15 protein-coding genes are annotated in these 16919 nt (G+C 69.5%); 10 read left to right on the plus strand and 5 right to left on the minus strand.

Annotated features, from left to right (window positions below; genetic code table 11):
- Nucleotides 1-44 precede the first annotated feature (44 nt).
- The 4 genes from KBO27_RS13920 (at nucleotide 45) to yhjD (ending at nucleotide 5322) form a co-directional block, all read left to right on the plus strand.
- Nucleotides 45-2630 carry a bifunctional FO biosynthesis protein CofGH gene (locus tag KBO27_RS13920; protein WP_210970433.1) on the plus strand — a complete coding sequence of 862 codons (2586 nt, stop codon included), beginning with the start codon at nucleotides 45-47 and terminating at the stop codon, nucleotides 2628-2630.
- 298 nt (nucleotides 2631-2928) lie between these two features.
- Nucleotides 2929-3138 (plus strand): hypothetical protein, encoded by a 210-nt coding sequence (locus KBO27_RS13925; protein ID WP_132622680.1) that lies wholly within the window; start codon nucleotides 2929-2931, stop codon nucleotides 3136-3138.
- 43 nt (nucleotides 3139-3181) lie between these two features.
- Nucleotides 3182-4225: a tryptophan--tRNA ligase gene (trpS, locus tag KBO27_RS13930; RefSeq protein ID WP_210970434.1), complete on the plus strand. Its 1044-nt coding sequence runs from the start codon at nucleotides 3182-3184 to the stop codon at nucleotides 4223-4225.
- 62 nt (nucleotides 4226-4287) lie between these two features.
- Nucleotides 4288-5322 carry an inner membrane protein YhjD gene (gene yhjD, locus KBO27_RS13935; protein ID WP_210970435.1) on the plus strand — a complete coding sequence of 345 codons (1035 nt, stop codon included), beginning with the start codon at nucleotides 4288-4290 and terminating at the stop codon, nucleotides 5320-5322.
- A 36-nt stretch (nucleotides 5323-5358) separates the two neighbouring features.
- Here the strand turns inward: yhjD and KBO27_RS13940 are convergent, their stop codons facing one another.
- Nucleotides 5359-6642: a D-alanyl-D-alanine carboxypeptidase family protein gene (locus tag KBO27_RS13940; protein ID WP_210970436.1), complete on the minus strand. Its 1284-nt coding sequence runs from the start codon at nucleotides 6640-6642 to the stop codon at nucleotides 5359-5361.
- Between the two features lie 93 nt (nucleotides 6643-6735).
- Between KBO27_RS13940 and KBO27_RS13945 the strand changes: the two genes are divergently transcribed.
- The gene (locus KBO27_RS13945) at nucleotides 6736-6963 is read left to right on the plus strand and encodes an SCO4848 family membrane protein (protein WP_132675821.1); all 228 of its coding nucleotides are present in this window, start codon (nucleotides 6736-6738) and stop codon (nucleotides 6961-6963) included.
- Nucleotides 6964-7217: 254 nt separating this feature from the next.
- Here the strand turns inward: KBO27_RS13945 and KBO27_RS13950 are convergent, their stop codons facing one another.
- From KBO27_RS13950 to sdhC, 4 genes are all read right to left on the minus strand, one after another.
- Nucleotides 7218-8003, minus strand: coding sequence for a succinate dehydrogenase iron-sulfur subunit (locus KBO27_RS13950; RefSeq protein WP_210970437.1), 786 nt, complete (start codon nucleotides 8001-8003; stop codon nucleotides 7218-7220).
- The gene (gene sdhA / locus KBO27_RS13955; RefSeq protein WP_210970438.1) at nucleotides 8003-9793 is read right to left on the minus strand and encodes a succinate dehydrogenase flavoprotein subunit; all 1791 of its coding nucleotides are present in this window, start codon (nucleotides 9791-9793) and stop codon (nucleotides 8003-8005) included. Before sdhA ends, KBO27_RS13950 begins: the two co-directional genes overlap by 1 nt.
- 91 nt (nucleotides 9794-9884) lie before the next feature.
- A complete protein-coding gene (locus KBO27_RS13960; protein WP_132675818.1) occupies nucleotides 9885-10304 on the minus strand; it encodes a succinate dehydrogenase hydrophobic membrane anchor subunit in 420 nt (139 codons plus the stop codon).
- A 6-nt stretch (nucleotides 10305-10310) separates the two neighbouring features.
- A complete protein-coding gene (gene sdhC, locus KBO27_RS13965; protein WP_132685380.1) occupies nucleotides 10311-10745 on the minus strand; it encodes a succinate dehydrogenase, cytochrome b556 subunit in 435 nt (144 codons plus the stop codon).
- A gap of 432 nt (nucleotides 10746-11177) precedes the next feature.
- Here sdhC and KBO27_RS13970 point away from each other — a divergent pair, with 432 nt between their 5' ends.
- From KBO27_RS13970 to KBO27_RS13990, 5 genes are all read left to right on the plus strand, one after another.
- Entirely contained in the window at nucleotides 11178-12356 is a 1179-nt protein-coding gene (locus tag KBO27_RS13970) for a BMP family lipoprotein (RefSeq protein ID WP_210970439.1), read from the plus strand.
- A gap of 195 nt (nucleotides 12357-12551) precedes the next feature.
- Entirely contained in the window at nucleotides 12552-14084 is a 1533-nt protein-coding gene (locus KBO27_RS13975) for an ABC transporter ATP-binding protein (protein ID WP_246537244.1), read from the plus strand.
- The gene (locus KBO27_RS13980) at nucleotides 14081-15169 is read left to right on the plus strand and encodes an ABC transporter permease (protein WP_210970440.1); all 1089 of its coding nucleotides are present in this window, start codon (nucleotides 14081-14083) and stop codon (nucleotides 15167-15169) included. The genes KBO27_RS13975 and KBO27_RS13980 overlap by 4 nt, the downstream gene beginning before the upstream one ends.
- On the plus strand, nucleotides 15166-16422 hold the full coding sequence (locus KBO27_RS13985; RefSeq protein ID WP_210970441.1) for an ABC transporter permease: 1257 nt from the start codon (nucleotides 15166-15168) through the stop codon (nucleotides 16420-16422). Before KBO27_RS13980 ends, KBO27_RS13985 begins: the two co-directional genes overlap by 4 nt.
- Nucleotides 16419-16796 (plus strand): cytidine deaminase, encoded by a 378-nt coding sequence (locus tag KBO27_RS13990; protein ID WP_210970442.1) that lies wholly within the window; start codon nucleotides 16419-16421, stop codon nucleotides 16794-16796. Before KBO27_RS13985 ends, KBO27_RS13990 begins: the two co-directional genes overlap by 4 nt.
- Nucleotides 16797-16919 lie beyond the last annotated feature (123 nt).

Below are 16919 nucleotides of genomic sequence, written 5' to 3' on the forward strand. Positions count from 1 at the left end.
GATGACGGCTGGGCAACAACTTCGAGCCGACTTAGAGTCGTCAGGTGTCGGTTGCAGATTTGAACATCACCCCGCCGGAACAGACCCCCAGCTCATCGGCGATGCGACGTGCCCTGCGCCGCGCCACCGACGGCGTCTCGCTCGACGCCACCGAAGCCGCGGTTCTGCTGCACGCACGCGGCGATGACCTGGACAAACTCCTGACGGCGGCCGGTAAGGCGCGCGACGCGCACCTGGTCGCCGAGGGACACCCGGGCGTCGTCACCTACAGCCGCAACGTGTTCATCCCGCTGACCAGGCTGTGCCGGGACCGTTGCCACTACTGCACTTTCGCCACGGTTCCGCACAAGGTGGAATCGGCGTTCCTGGAACGCGACGAGGTCCTGGAGATCGCCCGCCAAGGCGCCGCCGCGGGCTGCAAGGAAGCCCTGTTCACCCTGGGAGACCGCCCGGAGGAGCGCTGGCCGGCCGCCCGCGAGTGGCTGGAGGCGCGGGGCTACTCCTCCACGGTGGACTACGTCCGCGCCTGCGCGATCGCGGTCCTGGAGGAGACCGGCCTGCTGCCGCACCTGAACCCGGGAGTGCTGTCCTGGTCGGAGCTGACCAGGCTCAAGCCGGTCGCGGCCAGCATGGGAATGATGCTGGAGACGACCTCGGAGCGGCTCTGGAGCGAGAAGGGAGGCCCGCACTTCGGCAGCCCGGACAAGGAACCGGCCGTCCGCAAGCGGGTGCTCACCGACGCCGGACGCGTCGCGGTGCCCTTCACCAGCGGAATCCTCATCGGCATCGGCGAAACCCGCACCGAGCGGGCCGAATCGCTGCTGGAGCTGCGGCAGAGCGCCCGCCAGTACGGGCACATCCAGGAGATCATCGTGCAGAACTTCCGGGCCAAGCCGGACACCGCGATGCGCGGCATGCCCGACGCCGACCTGGAGGAGCTGGCCGCCACCATCGCCGTCGCCCGGCTGCTGATGCCCTCGGGCGTGAGCGTGCAGGCGCCGCCGAACCTGGTCGGCGAGGAGCACCTGCTGATGCTGCGCGCCGGCATCGACGATTGGGGCGGCGTGTCGCCGGTGACCCCGGACCACGTCAACCCGGAACGCCCGTGGCCGCAGATCGACGAGCTCGACGAGCTCACCGGCCAGGCCGGTTTCCAGCTGCGCGAGCGGCTCACCGCCTACCCGCGCTACGTGCGCAAGGGCCTGGCCGGGGACTCGACGCAGTGGCTGGACCTGCGGGTCGCCTCGCACGTCGACGCGCTGTCGGACGCCGACGGCTTCGCCGACCCGGACGCCGAGATCTCCGGTCGCGAGTGGCAGGAGCCGGACGGCGGTTTCGAGTCGATCGGCCGCACGGACCTGCACCGCAGCATCGACACCGACGGCCGCACGGAGGACCGGCGCACCGACTTCGACACCGTCTACGGCGACTGGGACGAGCTGCGCGGGCAGGTCCCGACGGCGGCGTCCCCGGAACGCCTGGACGCCGACGTCAAGAAGGGGCTGCGACTGGCCGAATCGGACCCGGCGTCGCTGCTGGAGGAGCAGCACCACGAGGCCGCGATGGCGTTGATGACCTGCGAGGGTCCGGCGATGGACGAGCTCGCCGGCATCGCCGACCGGTTGCGGCGCGAGGTCGTCGGTGACGACATCACCTACGTGGTCAACCGCAACATCAACTTCTCCAACATCTGCTACGTCGGCTGCCGGTTCTGCGCCTTCGCCCAGCGCGAGCGGGACGCCGACGCCTACCGGCTCTCGCCGGAGGACGTCGCCGACCGCGCCGACGAGGCGTGGCGCGCCGGGGCCACCGAGGTCTGCGTGCAGGGCGGCATCGACCCGAGGCTGCCGGTGTCGGGCTACGCCGACCTGGTGCGAGCGGTGCGGCAGCGGGTTCCGGAGATGCACGTCCACGCGTTCAGCCCGATGGAGATCGTCAGCGCCTCGGCGAAGGCGGGCGTGTCGGTGCAGGACTGGCTGGCCGAGCTCAAGGAGGCCGGTCTGGGCAGCATCCCGGGCACGGCGGCCGAGATCCTCGACGACGAGGTCCGCTGGGTGCTGACCAAGGGCAAGCTGCCCGCCGCCGAGTGGATCGACGTGGTGAGCACGGCGCACCGGCTGGGCATCCCGTCCTCGTCGACGATGATGTACGGCCACGTCGACCACCCGGAGCACTGGCTGGGGCACTTCCGCACGCTGGCCGGGGTCCAGGACCGGGCCCGCGAGCACGGTCAGGCCGGGTTCACCGAGTTCGTGCCGCTGCCGTTCGTGCACCGCAACGCCCCGATCTACCTGGCGGGGTTGGCGCGGCCGGGGCCGACGCGGCGGGACAACCGGGCGGTGCACGCGATGGCCCGGGTCCTGCTGCACGGGCGGATCGACAACGTGCAGACCTCGTGGGTCAAGCTCGGCGACGCCGGGACCACGGAGGTCCTCAGCGGTGGCGCCAACGACGTCGGCGGCACGCTGATGGAGGAGACGATCAGCCGGATGGCCGGATCGGAGCACGGTTCGGAGCGCAGCGTGGAGGAGCTGCACGAGCTGGCCGCCCGCGCGGGACGCACCGCGCGGCAACGCACTACGACATATGGGCGAGTGGGTCAGGTGCAGCTGGGCGTCACCGCTGTTTGAGGACCTGACTGCGCCATTTGAGTGTTATTCAGGTCACTAGGTGACGCTAGGTGGGGTCGGCACGGGGTCGGCCCCACCGCTCACCTGCGATGTCGTTGATCATCTACCCGGGGGAAGCTACTCAGGTCCGGAAAATATGATCACCCTGTCGTGGTTGGTTTACGCAAGGCAACCGCGATCGCAACGGGCGGTCGGTACTGTCCGCCACCGGACCACACGAGTAGAGGGCCCTCAACAGGGTCAACTTCCGCAGGGAGGCACGCTCTTGCGTAGCCGAATATCTCGCGTGATCAGGCGAGTGTCCGCGCCTGGCGCCGTGGTGGCAACGCTGATGCCGGTCACCACGGGCTTCGCCGAAGCCCAGTCCGAGGTGGCCGTGATGGCGGCTCCGTCGATGGACTCGCTCGGCCCGGTCGGCCTGAGCGCCGTCGTGCTCGGCGTCGCCGGCATGGTCGTCGGGGTCTTCCGCAAGAAGAAGATCCAGCCGGAGAACCAGCGCAAGGGTTGAACCCGGTCCCGCGCGCGAGGCGGCGCTTGCGAGAATCAGCTTCGTGAGCAGCGACAGCCCCGCAACCCAGACCAGCGAACAGTCCGCGGGCCGGCCCCGCGTCCTCTCCGGCATCCAGCCGACCGCCGACTCCTTCCACCTCGGCAACTACCTCGGCGCCCTGCGGGAATGGGTCCCCATGCAGGACACCTACGAGTGCTTCTACAGCGTCGTCGACCTGCACGCGATCACCGTCGAGCAGGACCCGGAGCTGCTCCGGCAGCGCACCCGGGTCTCCGCGGCGCAGCTGCTCGCCCTCGGCATCGACCCCGACCGCTCCGCGCTGTTCGTGCAGAGCCACGTCCCCGAGCACGCGCAGCTGTCCTGGGTCCTGGAGTGCATGGCCGGATTCGGCGAAGCCGGGCGGATGACCCAGTTCAAGGACAAGTCCTCCCGCCAGGAGGCCGACCACGTCAGCGTCGGCCTGTTCACCTACCCGGTCCTGCAGGCCGCGGACATCCTCGTCTACCAGGCCGACGCCGTTCCGGTCGGCGAGGACCAGCGCCAGCACCTGGAGCTCACCCGCAACCTCGCGCAGCGCTTCAACTCCCGCTTCGGCAAGACCTTCACGGTTCCGGCGGCCCACATCCCGAAGGACACCGCCAAGATCTACGACCTGCAGGACCCGACCTCCAAGATGAGCAAGTCGGTTCCCAGCGGCGTGATCGAGCTGATGGAGGACCCGAAGCGCTCGGCGAAGAAGATCCGCTCCGCGGTCACCGACACCGGTCGCGAGATCCGCTACGACGTGGAGAACAAGCCCGGCGTCTCCAACCTGCTGGCGATCTACTCGGCGCTGACCGGGCAGAGCGTCGCCGAGCTCGAAACCGCCTACGAAGGACGCGGGTACGGCGACCTGAAGAAGGAGCTGGGCGAGGTCGTCGTCGAGTTCGTGACGCCGCTGCAGGAGAAGGTCAACGCCTACCTCACCGACCCGGCCGAGCTGGACAAGGTCCTGCACCGGGGAGCGGAGAAGGCCCGCGAGGTCTCCTCGCAGACCCTGCGCACCGTGTTCGATCGGGTGGGATTCCTTTCTCCGCTGCGCTGAAGTGATCAACTGCGGGTAGCCTGCCACCGTTCGGGGGATAGCCGTTTGGTGGGAGGCGCACCATGGCGGATCAACAGGAGCAACCGGGCCGCCTGGCCCGGTTGCGACAGCGGCACGCGTGGCTCGACCGGTTGATCCGGGCCTTCGGCCGGTACCAGCAGCAGTACGGCGACTACTACGCCGCCGCGATCACCTACTTCAGCGTGCTGGCCCTGGTGCCGCTGCTGATGATCGGGTTCGCGGTGGCCGGCTTCGTGCTGAGCGGAAACCCCGAGCTGCTGGCGAGCCTGAAGAACTCGATCACCACGGCGGTCCCGAGCCCGGCGATGAGCGACATGCTCAACCGGGTCGTCGACCAGGCCATCAAGCAGGCCGGAGCGGTCGGGGTCATCGGTCTGCTCACCGCCCTGTACTCGGGCCTGGGCTGGATGACGAACCTGCGCGAGGCGCTGACCGCGCAGTGGACGCAGATCCCGACACCGCAGCCGATGCTCAAGAGGATGGGCTCCGACCTGCTGTCGCTGCTGGGCCTCGGCCTGGCGATGGCGCTGTCGTTCGGCATCAGCGCGCTGGGCGGCGGGGTCGGACGGCTGCTGCTGGAAGCCGCCGGGTTCGAGCGCAGCGTCATCGCCGGGATCGTGCTGCGGGTGCTGTCGATCCTGCTGTCGCTGCTGGCCGGGTGGCTGGTGTTCGTGTGGGTGCTGGCGCGGCTGCCGCGCAGCCCGGTGTCCCTGCGCAGCGCCGTCTGGGGCGCGCTGTTCGCCGCCCTGGGGTTCGAGGTCCTCAAGCAGGTCGGCGTGATCTACCTGAACACCGTCACGAACTCGCCCGCCGGTGCCGCGTTCGGCCCGATCCTGGGTCTGCTGGTGTTCGCGAACCTGATGTCGCGCTTCATCCTCTTCGCCACCGCGTGGACCGCCACGGCGTCGGAGAACCTCAAGCCCGATCCGGTCGCGGCTCCGGGCCCGGCGATCATCCGCCCCGCCGTGCGGGTCCGCAGGGGCGCCGGCCTCCGCACCGCAGCGGGCATGATCGGCGCCGGAGCGGTGGCCGGCTGGCTGCTCCGCAAGCCGAGCAGGCCCCGCGGCAAGTCCTGACCGGCCTCGCGGGCGAGACCGGTCAGGAGCGGGTCATCAGGGGTGTTCGGCGCTCTCGGCCGAGGCCTGGCGTCGTGCTTGGGCGAGCTGGGCCCTGCGCCTGCGGAGGAGCACCGCGACGGCGACCGCGACGAGGGCGACCGCGAGCAGGAACAGCGGTCCGGTGATGCTGCCGAAGAACGACGACTGGCCGACACCGACCGCCGCGGGTGGCGGCACGTCGGCCCGCGCGGCCGGGGCCGCTTCGGGGGCGCGCGGTGAGGTCGTCACCAGCTCGCCCACCGAGCTGCCCCTGGGCAGCGAGAAGCCGTAGTCGAGCAGCGCCATCGTCTGGTGCGACAGCCGCACCGGCTGGTTCTCGCCGCGCACCATCACCGCCACCAGGCGGCGCCCGTCGCGTTGCGCGGAGCCGATGAAGGTGTGCCGCGCGTCGTCGGTGAACCCGGTCTTGCCGCCCAGGCCGCCCGGGTAGTTGCGCAGCACCTGGTTGTCGCTCCACAGCTCGAACGGCGGCTGTCCGGGAGCTCCTGGCAGGAACATCATCGGGGTGGCGATGGCGTTGGCGAAGGCTTCTTCGCGCATCGCGACCCGGAAGATCGCGGCCAGGTCGTAGGCGGAGGTGCTCATGCCCGGACCGTCCAGACCGGACGGCGTCGCCGCGCGGGTGTCCAGGGCGCCGATCTCGGCGGCCAGGGCGTTCATCTTCTCCAGGGTCGCCGGTACGCCGCCCATCTTCACGGCCAGCGCGTGCGCGGCGTCGTTGCCGGAGCCCATCAGCATCGCCTGGAAGACCTGGCCGACGCTGTAGGTCATCCCGGGCAGCAGGCCGATGCGGGTGCCCTCCTGGTTGGCGTCCTCCTGGGTGGCGACCAGGGTGTCGTCGAGCTTGAGCTCGCGCAGCGCGGTCAGCGCGGTGAGCACCTTGATGGTGGAGGCCGGGCGCTGCCGGGCGTGCGCGTCCTTGGCGGCGAGGATCTCGCCGGAGTCCAGGTCGGCCAGCACCCAGCCGGCGGCGGAGGCCGCGACGTCCGGTGGCGGGGCGGGCTGGTTCGGCGCGCTCAGCAGCGCGCAGTCGGCCAGCCGGTCGCCGCCCACCGGGGTCTCCGGCACCGGGACCGGGGTCGGGGCGGGCTGTCCGGGGGCGGGGACCTCGGAGGTGTCGACGGCGGGTGGTGGTGCTTCGGCGTTGGGGCAGGCGGGCGCCTGCGCTGCGGCGGGCGCGGTGGTCAGCAGCGGGAGGGTGACGAGCAGCGCAGCGAAAACCGGCCAAAACGGCTGTTTCGCACGGGATTTCGTCGAACGGTGAGGACGCGGAGGCACACGGGAGAGGTTAACGGGTCACGTCCATGAACGTCTCCGGTGTAGCGGGCCCGGGCCATCGGGTGAGCCCGGTAACAGCGGATACTCGACCTCGTGACGATTTCTCGCCGAGTTGCGCTGTTCCTGCTGGCCTTCGGGGTCTGGTCCTACCTCCTGTGGCCCACGTTCATGCGCAATATCTGGAACAGCGACCGCTCCTGGGCGCAGGGCAGCCCCACGGCCTACCTGATCGTCCACCTGGTCATCGCCGTGGTCTCCCTCGTCCTGGGCACCATCATCGGAGTCCTCGGCTGGAAGGCCTACCGAGCCACGCGCTCCTGACCAGCCCTGTTCCAATTTCGCGCGAAATTCGAGTCCGGCTTGTGGCGGTCGAATTTCGCGCGAAATTCGACCGCGCCCCCGCGCCCGGGTGTGTCGTGCCAGGTCAGGGGGCTGCTGCGGTGTTGGGATTCGAATTTCGCGCGAAATTCGAACGCGAACTTCAGGGCTCGAATTTCGCGCGAAATTCGAACGGGCCCTGGAGGTGACAACGGCGCCCGCCCCTGGGCGGGGTGGGCGCCGTTGGGCAGTGCCGGTCAGCGGCGGCGGAACATCAGCGCGCGCTTGACCTCCTGGATCGCCTTGGTGACCTGGATGCCACGCGGGCAGGCGTCCGTGCAGTTGAAGGTCGTGCGGCAGCGCCACACGCCGTCGACGTCGTTGAGGATGTCCAAGCGCTCCTCAGCGGCCTCGTCACGGCTGTCGAAGATGAACCGGTGCGCGTTGACGATCGCGGCCGGGCCGAAGTAGTTGCCGTCCGACCAGTACACCGGGCACGACGTGGTGCACGCCGCGCACAGGATGCACTTGGTGGTGTCGTCGAAGCGCTCGCGCTCGGCGACCGACTGGATCCGCTCGCGGGTCGGCTCGTTGCCGGTGGTCTTCAGGTACGGCTGGACCGCCCGGTAGGCCTCGAAGAACGGGTCCATGTCGACGACCAGGTCCTTCTCCAGCGGAAGGCCCTTGATCGGCTCGATGGTCAGCGTGGTCTCGCCGTCCTTGGTGAGCATGTCCTTCATGAGGACCTTGCAGGCGAGCCGGTTGACGCCGTTGATCCGCATCGCGTCCGAGCCGCACACGCCGTGCGCGCACGACCGGCGGAACGTGAGCGTTCCGTCGACGTACCACTTGATGTAGTGCAGCAGGTTGAGCACGCGGTCCGACGGCAGCGTCGGGATCCGGTACGACTCCCAGTGCGGTTCGGAGTCCTGCTCCGGGTTGTAGCGGAGCAGCTTCACGGTGACCATCACCGCGTCGTCCGGGATCGGCGGGGCGTCGTCCGGAAGAGGGGTCGCGTTCTTCTCTGTGGTGGCGGCAGTCATCAGTACTTACGCTCCATCGGCTGGTACCGGGTGACGGTGACCGGCTTGTAGTCCAGGCGGATGTCGGCCTGGAACCCGGTCAACCCGAGCGGCGCGTTCGGATCTTCGGACTCGGGCAGCACCTTGTACTGCATGCTGTGCCGCATGAAGTTGGTGTCGTCCCGGGAGGTGTAGTCCTCGCGGGCGTGGCCGCCGCGGGACTCCTTGCGGGCCAGCGCCGCGTTGACCAGGGCCTCGGCCAGGTCGAGCAGGAAGCCCAGCTCGATGGCCTCCAGCAGGTCGCTGTTGTACCGCTTGCCCTTGTCGTGCACGGCGATCCGGCCGTAGCGCTCCTTGAGCGCCTGCACGTCCGACAGCGCCGTCTTCAGCGTCTCCTCGGTGCGGTACACCGAGGCGTTGGCGTCCATCGTCTGCTGCAGTTCGGTGCGGATGGTGGCGACCCGCTCGCCGCCGCTGGCGGTGCGCAGGTGGTCGACCATGCCCTCGACCAGCTTGGCCGGGTCTTCCGGGATCTCCACGAACTCGTGGCCGTGGGCGTACTCGGCCGCGGCGATGCCGGAGCGGCGGCCGAACACGTTGATGTCCAGCAGCGAGTTGGTGCCCAGGCGGTTGGAGCCGTGGACCGACACGCAGGCGCACTCACCGGCGGCGTAGAGGCCGGGGACCACGGTCTCGTTGTCGCGCAGCACCTCGCCCTGCACGTTCGTGGGGATGCCGCCCATGGCGTAGTGCGCGGTCGGGTAGACCGGCACCGGCTCCTCGGTCGGCTCGACGCCCAGGTAGGTGCGGGAGAACTCCATGATGTCCGGGAGCTTGGACATCAGCAGTTCTTCACCGAGGTGGGTGACGTCGAGGAGCACGTAGTCCTTGTTCGGGCCCGCACCGCGGCCTTCCAGCACCTCCAGGGCCATCGACCGGGCGACGATGTCGCGCGGCGCGAGGTCCTTGATCGTCGGTGCGTAGCGCTCCATGAAGCGCTCGCCGTCGGCGTTGCGGAGGATGCCGCCCTCGCCTCGGACGCCCTCGGTGATGAGGATGCCCAGGCCGGCCAGACCGGTCGGGTGGAACTGGTAGAACTCCATGTCCTCCAGCGGCAGGCCCTTGCGGTAGACGATGCCCATGCCGTCACCGGTGAGGGTGTGGGCGTTGGAGGTCGTCTTGAAGACCTTGCCGAACCCGCCGGTGGCGAACACGACGGCCTTGGCCTGGAAGACGTGGATCTCGCCGGTGGCCAGCTCGTAGGCGATGGCGCCGGTGCAGACCTGCTCGCCGTCCGCGCCCTCGCTCATCATCACGTCGAGGACGTAGAACTCGTTGTAGAACTCCACGCCGTGCTTGACGCAGTTCTGGTACAGCGTCTGCAGGATCATGTGGCCGGTGCGGTCCGCGGCGTAGCAGGCCCGGCGGACCGGGGCCTTGCCGTGGTCGCGGGTGTGCCCGCCGAAGCGGCGCTGGTCGATCTTGCCCTCGGGGGTCCGGTTGAACGGCAGACCCATCTTCTCGAGGTCCAGGACCGCGTCGATGGCTTCCTTCGCCATGATCTCGGCGGCGTCCTGGTCGACCAGGTAGTCACCGCCCTTGATCGTGTCGAAGGTGTGCCACTCCCAGTTGTCCTCTTCGACGTTGGCCAACGCCGCGCACATCCCGCCCTGCGCCGCACCGGTGTGCGAGCGGGTGGGGTAGAGCTTGGTCAGCACGGCGGTCCTGGCGCGCTGGCCGGACTCGATCGCCGCGCGCATCCCGGCGCCACCGGCGCCGACGATGACCACGTCGTACTTGTGGAATTGCATGGTCGCCTCCTCGGGCTGTGGCGGGACCCGCGTTTCGGCAGCCAACGCCTGCCACTGCTAGCGGCCTCGCCACGCTGTGGTCTCTGCGGCGCTAGCCGATGTTCGGGTCGAAGGTGAAGATCACGAAGCTGCCCAGACCCACGGTCAGCAGGACGGAGACGTACAGCAGCATCTTCAGCCAGAAGCGTGTGCCGTCTTTGCGGGAGTAGTCGTTGATGACGGTACGAAGGCCGTTGCCGCCGTGCAGGCCGGCCAGCCACAGCATCGTCAGGTCCCAGAACTGCCAGAACGGGGAGGCCCAGCGACCCGCCACGAAGGCGAAGTTGATCTTGTGGACGCCGCCGTCCAGGAACAGCATGATCAGCAGGTGGCCCAGCACCAGGAACAGCAGGACCACGCCGGACAGGCGCATGAACAACCAGGCGTAGAGCTCGAAGTTGTTGCGGCGCGCTGCGGGCCGGCTCGGGGTGCGCGGCTTCTCCACGGCGAGAGGTGCGTCGGTGACGGACATTGGCGCTTAACCCCCGAAGATTTCCGTGACGGCGCGGGTGAGCATGCTGATCGCGGCCGGGACCATCAGGACCAGCCAGAGCACGAGCACGGTCCAGAGCATGGGCTTCTGGTACTTCGTGCCCTGGGACCAGAAGTCGACCAGCATGACCCGGATGCCGTTGAACGCGTGGAAGAGCACCGCGGCCAGCAACCCGAGTTCGAACAGGATCATCACTGGGTGCTTGTAGGTCTCGATGACCGTGTCGTACGCGTTCGGCGACACCCGGACGAGCGCGGTGTCCAGGACGTGCACGAACAAGAAGAAGAAGGTGAGTACGCCCGTGATCCGGTGGGCGACCCACGACCACATGCCCAGATCGCCGCGGTAGAGACGCCCCTTGGCGCGCACGGTTTCGGCGTGCGCCGGTGCGTCGGCCGCGGAGGCGGTGGTGCTGGCCATGGTGGAAGGCCTCCAACCTCGCTGGTGGACTGGCGGCCCCGCGTTCGGGAACAGGGGCGGCCGGCCCCGAGTTGCAGTTTGTCCCAAACGATGTTGGGTGCACGCCCGTCACCGGCCACGAACTGGGGCCTTGACGAATTGGATGCTAGACCCGACTAATCGTCGCGGCCTACTCGCCCGAGCCGTCTGTGATCGACCAGACAAGCCGCGCGCACCTGTTAATCGAGTAAGAAATCATTTCGTGACACGCGAGCAATGCCCAAGCGGCAGCGTCAAGCCTTAATTTCGAGAGTCACGTCACCGGCTGACGTGCACCGCGCACGGAGCGCAGTGATCCACCCGAAAGTGGATCTTCGCTCGGCGCCGCGAGCCCCGCTGATCCGGGGGGCGCGGCCGGGGGAGCGCGGTGGCCTCGAACGAAAGGGAAACGGCATGCGGCGAACGCCGAGTCACCGACGGCGCTCGGGTGCCGGAACGCGGCGCAGGAGCGCTGCCACGGTCGCGCTGCTGCTCACTGGCGCCATGGCGCTGGCGGGCTGCGCGAAGGACACCGGCGGGGGTGGGGGCGACGCCGGTGGTGGGAACGGGCCGTGCCAGCTCAGCGCACCGCCCGCTGGAGCCCCCGCGGCTCCGACGAGCGCGACGACGACCGAGCAGATGCCGCCGCCGAACGCGAGTGCGATGCGGGTAGGCGTGGCCTTCGACATCGGCGGGCGCGGCGACGCCTCGTTCAACGACGCCTCGGTCGCGGGCCTGGACCGGGCCAAGGCAGACATGGGCCTGGGGGAGACCAAGGAGCTCGACGCGGGAGCGGGTGAGCCCGAGGACGCCAAGCAGACCCGGCTGCGCCAGCTCGCGCGCGAGGGCTTCAACCCGGTCATCGCGGTCGGCTACGCCTACGCCGACGCGCTCAAGCTCGTCGCGCCGGAGTTCCCCGGCACCAAGTTCGCCATCATCGACGAGCAGATCGACGGCGTGCCGAACGTCACCCCGCTGGTCTTCGCCGAGGAGCAGGGCTCCTTCCTGGCGGGCGTGGTGGCCGCGCACAAGTCGAAGAACTGCCACATCGGGTTCGTCGGTGGCGTGCAGACGCCGTTGATCCAGAAGTTCGAGGCCGGTTTCGAGGCGGGCGCGAAGGCCGCCGCCCCGGACATCAAGATCGAGAACGAGTACCTGACCCCGGCCGGTGACTTCAGCGGCTTCCAGGACCCGAACAAGGGCTCCGAGGTTGCCACCGGGCAGCTGGAAGCGGGCGCCGACGTGATCTACCACGCGGCGGGCGCCTCCGGTAAGGGCGTGTTCGGCGCGGTCAAGGGCGCGGGCGCCCAGGCCATCGGGGTCGACTCGGACCAGTACAACCAGCCGACCGTGGCCGAGTACAAGGACATCATCATCAGCTCGATGCTTAAGCGCATCGACCTGGCGGTCTACGACTACATCGCCGCCGTCGCGCGCAACGACCTGAGCACGGTGCCGAAGAAGTTCGACGTCGCCATCGACGGGGTCACCTACTCCACCTCGGGCGGCAAGATCGACGACCTCAAGCCCACGTTGGACGCCTACAAGGCCGCGATCGCCAACGGTCAGATCCAGGTCCCGGACAAGCCCTGATCCACGGCGGCCTCCGTCCTGAGCAGTGATGATGAAGGGCACTTCGCTCTCACCGCGCGTGCCGGCGAGGTGCCCTTCCTCCTTTCGCCCTCCTGGTTGGCGGTTTCGCGCCAAGATGTCCGGTCGTGGACCGAAACCGTCCATTGTTGAGCGTCCATCTGGTTCGCTGCCGGTGGAGACGAGCCCTGGAGCACCATGAACACCTCTGCCGATCCGGTGTCCGACGGCCCGCCGGCCGTCGAGCTGACCGGCATCACCAAGACGTTCCCCGGCGTCGTGGCCAACTCCGACGTCAACCTCACCGTCCGCGGGGGCGAGGTGCACGCGCTGTGCGGTGAGAACGGGGCGGGCAAGTCCACCCTGATGAAGATCCTCTACGGGATGCAGGCGCCGGACTCGGGAACCATCCGGGTGCGCGGCGAGGAGATCGCCTTCCGCACCCCGGCCGAGGCCATCAAGGCCGGGATCGGCATGGTCCACCAGCACTTCATGCTGGCCGACAACCTGACCGTGCTGGAGAACATCGTGCTCGGCGCCGAGGGCGCCCACGGCATCGGCGGCAAGGCGCGCCGCCGGGTGCTGGAGCTGGCCGAGCAGGCCGGTTTCGAGGTGCGGCTGGACGTGCTGGTCGAACGCCTCGGCGTCGCCGACCGGCAGCGCGTGGAGATCCTCAAGGTCCTCTACCGGGGCGCGCGGATCATCATCCTCGACGAGCCCACGGCCGTGCTCGTGCCGCAGGAGGTCGACGAGCTGTTCACGACCCTGCGCACCATGCGCGAGCAGGGCTTCACGTTCCTGTTCATCTCGCACAAGCTCGACGAGGTGCGCAGCATCGCCGACACCGTCACGGTGCTGCGGCGCGGGACCACGGTCGGCACCGTCGGCGCGTCCGAGGTGACCAGCCGCGAACTGGCCGAGATGATGGTCGGCAGCGAACTCCCCGTGCCCGAGCACGGACCGTCCACAGTGACCGATCGCGAAGTGCTGACCGTGTCCGGGCTTTCGGCCGCCGAAGGGGACCGCCCGGTGCTCGACGGCATCGACCTGGCGGTGCGCGCGGGCGAGATCGTGGGCATCGCCGGCGTCGAGGGCAACGGCCAGACCGAGCTCGTCGAGGCGATCATGGGCATGCGCCCGATCACCTCCGGGCGGGTCGAGCTGGGCGACCGGGACATCACCTCGCTGGGCACGCTCGCCCGCCGCGAGGCCGGCATCGGCTACGTGCCCGAGGACCGGCACCGGCAGGGCCTGCTGCTGGACGAATCGCTCTGGCAGAACCGCATCCTCGGCCACCAGACGCGACGCCCGGTCTCCCGGGGCCGGTGGCTGGACCGGCAGGGCGCCAAGGACGACACCCGCCGCATCGTCGAGCAGTTCGACGTGCGCACCCCCGGCATCGACGTCGACGCCGCCGCGCTCTCCGGGGGCAACCAGCAGAAGCTCATCATCGGCCGGGAGCTCTCCGGCGACCCGAAGCTGCTCATCGCCGCGCACCCCACGCGGGGCGTGGACGTCGGCGCGCAGGCGGGCATCTGGGAGCACCTGCACAACGCCCGGGCCGAAGGCCTCGCGGTGCTGCTGATCTCGGCTGATCTGGACGAACTCATCGGTCTGTCCGACACCATCCGGGTCATGTTCCGCGGCGGCCTCGTCGCCACCGCGGACCCGCGCTCGGTGACCCCGGAACAGCTCGGGGCGGCCATGACCGGCACACAGGAGGCGGTGTGAACACCTGGCGGGCGCGGTTGCTGCCGCCGGCCTTGGCGATCGTTTTCTCCGCGGTGCTGTGCAGCGCGGTGCTGCTGATCTCCGGGGCCGATCCGATCGCGACGTTGCTGGAGATGGTCGCCCAGGTCGGTCGTGGCACGACCGCCGTGGACATCATCAACACCGCGGGCGCGTACTACCTGGTCGCGATCGCCGCCGCGATCGGCTTCCAGATGAACCTGCTCAACATCGGCATCGAGGGCCAGTGCCGGCTCGCCGCGTGCGTGGCCGCGATCGTGGCCGGCGCGGTGAGCCTGCCGTTCGGCCTGCACGCCGCGCTGGTCGTGGTGGTCGGTGCGGTCACCGGGGCCGCGTGGTGCGGGATCGCCGCGCTGCTCAAGGTCTACCGCGGCGTGTCCGAGGTGATCTCCACGATCATGCTCAACACCCTGTCCATCGGCCTGATCGCCTTCCTGGTGCGGGTCTTCGGCGAGATGCGCGGCAACAGCCAGGGCACCGCGATCATCCCCGGCAGCGGCCTGGTGCCCGGCATCCCGCTGGGCGGTGCGGGCACGGTGTTCGGCCTGGTGCTGCTGGCGGTGCTGGTCGGCGTCGGGTACGCGCTGCTCGTCGACCGCACGCGCTACGGCTTTGAGCTGCGAGCCTCGGGGCTGTCGCCGACGGCGGCCCGCGCGGGCGGGGTGAACTCCAAGCGCATGATCCTGACCGCGATGCTGCTCTCCGGAGCAATCGCGGGTCTGGCCGGGCTGCCGGAGATCCTCGGCCGCGACCACACCTTCACCGTCAACTTCCCGACCGGCTACGGCTTCGCCGGTCTGGCCATCGCGCTGCTGGGCCGCAACCACCCGCTCGGCGTCGCGTTCGGCGCGCTGCTGTGGTCCTTCCTGGACAAGAGCTCGCTGACGCTGGACAACATCGGTGTTCCGAAGGAGATCGTGACCATCCTGCAGGGAACCATCGTGCTGGCGGTGGTGGTCGCCTACGAGCTGGTGCGCCGCCGGGAACTGGCCGCTGAGCAGCGGCGGGTCGGCAACGCCGTGGACACCGCAGAACCGGTCGCGGCGAGCGGAGGTGAGCGGGCATGACCGCCGTGGTGGAGCGGACCCCTTCCGCGCGCGAGCGCGGGAGGAAGATGCCCGGCTGGGCGCGGGTGCTGCTGTGGGTCGTGGTCGGGTTCGTCGCGCTGGCGATCACCTCGTACCAGACCGGGGTGCCGCAGCTGACCGGTTCGGGCACCGTGCAGGCCGCGGTGCGCCTGGGCATCCCGATCCTGCTGGCCGCGCTCGGCGGCCTGTGGGCGGAACGAGCCGGCGTGATCAACATCGGCCTCGAAGGCATGATGATCATGGGCACGTGGGGCGGTGCCTGGGCCGGGTACCAGTGGGGCCCGCTGGCGGGTCTGGTCGCGGCGGCCGTGTTCGGCGGGCTCGGCGGGCTGCTGCACGCGATCGCCACGGTGTCCTTCGGCGTGAACCACATCGTCTCCGGTGTGGCGATCAACCTGCTCGGAGCGGGTGCGGCCAAGTACCTGTCCACGCTGATCTTCGAGCCGATCTCGCAGAACCCGAGGCAGTCGCCGCCGGTGCCGAAGTTCGACACCTACTCGATGCAGCCCGTCGCCGGCTGGCTCCAACAGCTGGAAGACCTGCAGCGGGTCGGGATCTCCGACGTCGCGGGCATCCTCGGCGGTCTCGTCTCGGGCGTCTCGCCGCTGACGATGCTGGCCTACCTGCTGGTCCCCGCGAGCTACCTGATCCTGTGGCGCTCGCCGTTCGGGCTGCGGCTGCGGTCCTGCGGTGAGAACCCGGTCGCCGCCGAATCCCTCGGTGTCAACGTCTACCGGTACAAGTACATCGCGGTGATCATCTCCGGTGCGCTGGCCGGGATCGGCGGCGCTGCCCTGATCCTCAACCCGGGCCAGGCCGGTTACCTCGAAGGGCAGACCAACAACCGCGGGTACATCGGCCTCGCCGCCATGATCTTCGGCAACTGGCGCCCGGGCGGCCTGCTCGGCGGTGCCGCGCTGTTCGGCTACTCCGACGGTCTCCAGCTGCGCAGCGGCGAGACCAGCGTGCACGCCCTGTTCTACGGGGCAGCGCTGCTGCTCGTGGTGCTCGCGGCGTGGCAGATCTGGCGGCGCAACCGGTTCGCCGCGGGTCTCTCGCTGGTGGCGGCCGCGGTGATGTACTCGATCTACTGGTTCACCGACGAGCTGCCCGAGGAGCTCACCGCCTACACCCCGCACCTGGTCACCCTGGTCGTGCTGGGCGTGGCGGCGCAGCAGCTGCGACCACCCGCGGCCAACGGCCTGCAATACCGCAGAGGTGCCGACCAGTGATCGACGTCGACTGGGAATCCCTGCGCGCCAAGGCCGTCGAGGCCGCCGCGCTGGCCTACTGCCCGTACTCCGGGCTGCAGGTCGGTGCGGCGGCGCTCTGCGACGACGGCCGCGTGGTGACCGGCTGCAACGTCGAGAACGGCTCCTACGGCGTGACGCTGTGCGCCGAGTGCACGATGGCCGGCCAGCTGCACCTGACCGGCGGCGGCCGGTTCGTCGCCGTCGCCTGCCGCAGCGGCACCGGCGACCTGCTCATGCCCTGCGGCCGCTGCCGCCAGATCCTGCAGGAGCTCGGCGGCTCCGACTGCCTGGTCGACACCCCGCGCGGCATCCTGCCCATGAGCCAAGTCCTCCCCGACGCCTTCGAACTCTGACCTCGACACCCCGCACCTCTCCGATCCTGGCCCCGACCCCGACCCGATTTCAGTGGAACTCCGGATCCCCGGACGTCAGTGGGACTCTGGGTCCCGATTTCCACTGAACTCCGGACCCCGATT

Origin of the sequence: Saccharopolyspora endophytica (assembly GCF_018070075.1) — a bacterium.
In the GTDB taxonomy this organism is placed as follows: Bacteria; Actinomycetota; Actinomycetes; order Mycobacteriales; family Pseudonocardiaceae; genus Saccharopolyspora; species Saccharopolyspora endophytica.